5 protein-coding genes are annotated in these 4,106 nt (G+C 72.9%); 3 read left to right on the top strand and 2 right to left on the bottom strand.

Annotation, left to right across the window (positions count from 1 at the left end; translation table 11 throughout):
- The coding region (locus tag ACFU99_RS35715) for a GntR family transcriptional regulator (RefSeq protein WP_384400395.1) at nt 1-381 on the bottom strand (381 nt) is incomplete at its 3' end.
- Here ACFU99_RS35715 and ACFU99_RS35710 point away from each other — a divergent pair.
- Together ACFU99_RS35710 and ACFU99_RS35705 are read left to right on the top strand one after the other, a co-directional pair.
- The gene (locus tag ACFU99_RS35710; protein WP_384400392.1) at nt 380-1,291 is read left to right on the top strand and encodes a DMT family transporter; all 912 of its coding nucleotides are present in this window, start codon (nt 380-382) and stop codon (nt 1,289-1,291) included. The two genes, ACFU99_RS35715 and ACFU99_RS35710, sit on opposite strands and share 2 nt — an antisense overlap.
- A gap of 207 nt (nt 1,292-1,498) precedes the next feature.
- Nucleotides 1,499-1,696: a DUF1918 domain-containing protein gene (locus ACFU99_RS35705; protein ID WP_384400389.1), complete on the top strand. Its 198-nt coding sequence runs from the start codon at nt 1,499-1,501 to the stop codon at nt 1,694-1,696.
- 18 nt (nt 1,697-1,714) lie between these two features.
- On the opposite strand, the gene ACFU99_RS35700 is transcribed toward ACFU99_RS35705, so the two are convergent.
- A complete protein-coding gene (locus ACFU99_RS35700; RefSeq protein ID WP_384400386.1) occupies nt 1,715-2,968 on the bottom strand; it encodes a glycoside hydrolase family 10 protein in 1,254 nt (417 codons plus the stop codon).
- A gap of 171 nt (nt 2,969-3,139) precedes the next feature.
- On the opposite strand from ACFU99_RS35700, the gene ACFU99_RS35695 reads away from it, so the two are divergent.
- Nucleotides 3,140-3,997 carry a 3-hydroxybutyryl-CoA dehydrogenase gene (locus ACFU99_RS35695; protein WP_384400383.1) on the top strand — a complete coding sequence of 286 codons (858 nt, stop codon included), beginning with the start codon at nt 3,140-3,142 and terminating at the stop codon, nt 3,995-3,997.
- Nucleotides 3,998-4,106: the final 109 nt, after the last annotated feature.

Below are 4,106 nucleotides of genomic sequence, written 5' to 3'. Positions count from 1 at the left end.
GGGGTGGAGGTAGCCGCCGTTGAGCTCGATGGCGCCGGGCGGCGGCACGGCGAGCGTGGCCAGCACCCCGGAGGCCCCGATGGAGCGCGGTATGTACTCGCCGCCGGCCTCGGCGCTGAGGGCCACCTCCTGCCAGGAGGTGTCGCCGGTGCGCCGCCCGCCGCCGCGCGGCCGGGCGGCCCGGTACGCGCCGGCGCCGGGCCGGGTGACGACGAGCCCCTCGGCGGCGAGGGCGGCGAGCGCGCGGGTGACGGTCACGGGGCTGACGTGGAACCGCTCGACCAGCGCCCGACTCGACGGCAGCTTCTCACCTTCGCGATAGCGGTCGAGTTCATCACGGAGGACTCGGGCCAGTTCAGCGATGCTGTTACGCTCGTGCATGACAGTACAAGATAGCGCTACTCGTCCAGTCGCGATAGCAGTGAGCGGTGGCACCACGCTCGCCGCCCTCGGCGTGGCCGCCTTCTCCCTCACCTTTCCCGCCACCGCCTGGGCCCTCGAAGGGCTCGGCCCGTGGTCCACGGTCGGCGCCCGGACCGTACTGACCTCGCTCATCGCGGTCATCGCCCTGGCCGTGCGGCGCGTCCCGCTGCCCGACCGCCGGCACTGGGGCGGGCTCCTCGTCGTCGCCGCCGGGGTGGTCGTCGGCTACCCGGTCCTGACCACGCTGGCCCTCCAGACGTCCACGTCGTCGCACGCCGCCGTGGTGGTGGGCCTGCTGCCGGTGACCACGGCCGCGTACTCGGCGCTGCGCACGGGGACGCGGCACTCGCGTACGTACTGGGGAGCGGCGCTGACCGGGGCGGCCGTGGTCATCGCGTTCGCCCTTCAGCAGAGCGGCGGGGCCCTCTCGACGGCGGACCTCTACCTCTTCGGGGCGCTGCTGATCTGCGCGGCGGGTTACGCGGAGGGCGGCCGGCTGGCGCGGGAGATGCCGGGGTGGCAGGTCATCGGCTGGGCCCTGGTCCCGTGCCTGCCGGTGGGCCTGGCGTGCACCGCCGTCGCGCTGCCCTTCGAGCCGGCCCATCTGACGGGGCACGTGGTGGCCGGGGTGGTGTGGCTGGCGGCGGGCTCGCACTGCTTCGGGCTCACGGTCTGGTATCGGGGCATGGCCGCCATCGGCGTCGCCAAGGCCAGCCAACTCCAGCTCGCCCAGCCGCTCCTGACGCTCGTCGCGTCCGTCCTCCTCCTCGACGAGCACCTGACCCCGGCCGCGCCGATCGCCGCCGTGGGGGTCCTGGTGTGCATCGTGGTGACGCAACGCACGACGAACCGGCCGGAGCGGGCGTGACGCGGCACGCGAAGAACGGGCCGCGGCACGCGAGATGCCGGCCGGCCCGGCCGTACCGCGGAGCGCGCCGCGCCGACGCCGACCGGCGCCGCCCCGGCGAACCGGCCCGAAGGGCCGATGGACACCGGCGTTCTCCTACCGAATACGCCTACGCGCCGTACAATTGCCGCCACTGACCGCATCCCTTCGGACGGAAGGTCACCGCCGATGCGTGCGAGTGTGGGAGACCGGCTGGTGGTGCACGGCAGGATCGTGGGCCAGCACGACCGGGTCGTGGAGATCATCGAGGTGCTGGGCCCGGAAGGCGCCCCGCCCTACCGGGTCCGCGCCGAGGACGGGCACGAGGCGATCATGTCTCCGGGCCCCGACTCGGTCGTCCAGCACACGAACGAACCGCAGCCGTAGGACCGGGGCCGCCCCGGCTCAGCGGGGCGGCCGCACCCGGTACGGATAGTGGTCGGCGACCACTCGGGCCATCGCACCGATCCGGTCGGCGACCACGTCCCGTGCCGTGAAGAAGACATTGCCGCGCACCTCCGGGTACCGCCGGTCGAAGGTGAGGTGGCGGGAGAGCTCCGCGGGGTCCTGCCAGGGTGCGGGCTGCGCCGGATCGCCCGCCTTGTAGAGCGCCTCGCCGATGTAGAGGTGCACGTCGGTGCCGCGTACGGTATCGGCCCACCAGGGCACGAGCTTGGCGTAGTCGGCGACGGCGAAGCCGAGGTGCCAGTAGACCTGCGGGACGATGTAGTCGATCCAGCCCTCCAGGACCCACTTGCGGGTGTCGGCGCACAGGTCGTCGTAGGTCTGCACGCCGGCGCGGGTGTCCGAGCCGAGCGGGTCGGTGGCGCGGTTGCGCCAGACCGCGAAGGGGCTGATGCCCAGCCGCGCGCGGCTGCCGCTCCGCCTGATCCGCTGCCCCGTCTCGCGCACCAGGCGGTCGATGTTGTCCCGCCGCCACGCGCCCCGGTCGGGGAAGCCCGCGCCGTGCCGCGCGTACGCGGCGTCGTCGTCGAAGACCTGGCCGGCGACCGGGTACGGGTAGAAGTAGTCGTCGAAGTGGACGCCGTCCACGTCGTAGCGGTCCACGGCGTCCAGCATCGCGTCCTCGACGAACCGCCGGACCTCCGGCAGGCCGGGGTTGTAGTAGAGCTTGCCGCCGTAGGGCACGACCCAGTCCGGGTGCAGCCGCGCCGGGTGGTTCGCCGCGAGCCGGGTCGGGTCGGTGTGGTTGGCGACGCGGTACGGGTTGAACCAGGCGTGCAGCTCCAGTTCGCGGGCGTGCGCCTCGCGGACCGCGAAGCCCAGCGGGTCCCAGCCGGGGTCGCGGCCCTGGGTGCCCGTGAGGTACTGCGACCACGGTTCGTACGGCGAGGGCCAGAAGGCGTCCGCGGTGGGCCGCACCTGGAAGACGATGGCGTTGAGCCGCCGCCGGACGGCCGTGTCGAGCAGGGCGATCAGCTCGGCGCGCTGCTGCGTGACGCCGAGGCCGGGCTTGGAGGGCCAGTCGAGGTTGGCGACGGTGGCGAGCCACATGCCGCGGAACTGCCGCGCGCCGCGCGCCCGCGCACCGCCCTTCGCAGACGCGGACGCGGCTGCGGCCGCGTCCCCGGCGCCGAGCAGCAGGGCCGCCGAGCCCGCCGCGACCGCCGTGAATCCCCTTCGCGTGATACGTCCCATCTGGCGCCCCCTGACTGCCGACCGGGTCACACCGTCCGGTATCAGCATGCCCGCCCCGGGCCCGTCGGCGCAGCGGAGCGCGGGGTAACGTCTGCGCGGAGGCGTCCGTCGGCACCCGCGGCGGCCTGCCGGTCGATGAGGATCAGCGAAGGGCACGAGGTGACGGACACGATGGCCGATATTGCACGCGTCGGAGTGGTGGGCTGCGGCCAGATGGGCGCCGGCATCGCGGAGGTATGCGCCCGGTCGGGGCTGGAGGTCATGGTCGCGGAGACCACCGGCGAGGCGCTGGAGCTGGGCCGCACCCGGCTGGTCAACTCCCTTGCCAAGGCCGCCGAGCGCGGCAAGATGACGGTGGCGGAGCGGGACGCGACGCTGGAGCGGCTGAGCTTCACGACGGATCTGGGCGAGTTCGCCGACCGGGATCTGGTCATCGAGGCGGTCGTCGAGAACGAGCAGGTCAAGACGGAGATCTTCCAGGTCCTCGACCAGGTCGTCACGCGTCCGGACGCCATCCTCGCCTCCAACACTTCCTCGATCCCGCTGGTGAAGCTGGCCGTCGCGACCTCCCGGCCGGACCAGGTCATCGGCATCCACTTCTTCAACCCGGCCCCGGTGCAGAAGCTCGTCGAGCTGATCCCCGCGCTGACCACCGGCGAGGAGACCATCCAGCGGGCCGAGGCGCTCGTCGGGGATGTGCTGGGCAAGCACGCGATCCGGGCGCAGGACCGCTCGGGCTTCGTCGTCAACGCCCTGCTCATCCCCTATCTGCTCTCCGCGATCCGGATGTTCGAGTCGGGCATCGCCAGCCGTGAGGACATCGACAACGGCATGGAGCTGGGGTGCGCGCACCCCATGGGCCCTCTGCGGCTGTCCGACCTGATCGGCCTGGACACGGTCGCCTCGGTCGCGGACTCGATGTACCAGGAGTTCAAGGAGCCGCTGTACGCCGCTCCCCCGCTGCTCCAGCGGATGGTGGACGCGGGGCGGCTCGGCCGCAAGACGGGGTCGGGCTTCTACCCGTACTGACCGTGGCGAACGGCCGCACTGGACGGACCCGTTGAGCGTCCGTGCCGGGCGGCCGTGGTGAGTGGCCGGATCCCGGCTGGTTTCAGCGGCGCGCGCCCCTTGTTCACAC

Origin of the sequence: Streptomyces sp. NPDC057654 (assembly GCF_042800135.1) — a bacterium.
Lineage (GTDB): Bacteria > Actinomycetota > Actinomycetes > Streptomycetales > Streptomycetaceae > Streptomyces.
The sequence above is the reverse complement of the archived record's forward strand: the minus strand, read 5'-3'. Positions and strand labels throughout refer to the sequence as shown.

Coding starts and splice junctions, on each gene's coding strand:
- ACFU99_RS35700 (WP_384400386.1), bottom strand. CDS start 2,968: ATGGGACGTATCACGCGAAGGGGATTCACGGCGGTCGCGGCGGGCTCG.
- ACFU99_RS35710 (WP_384400392.1), top strand. CDS start 380: ATGACAGTACAAGATAGCGCTACTCGTCCAGTCGCGATAGCAGTGAGC.
- ACFU99_RS35695 (WP_384400383.1), top strand. CDS start 3,140: ATGGCCGATATTGCACGCGTCGGAGTGGTGGGCTGCGGCCAGATGGGC.
- ACFU99_RS35705 (WP_384400389.1), top strand. CDS start 1,499: ATGCGTGCGAGTGTGGGAGACCGGCTGGTGGTGCACGGCAGGATCGTG.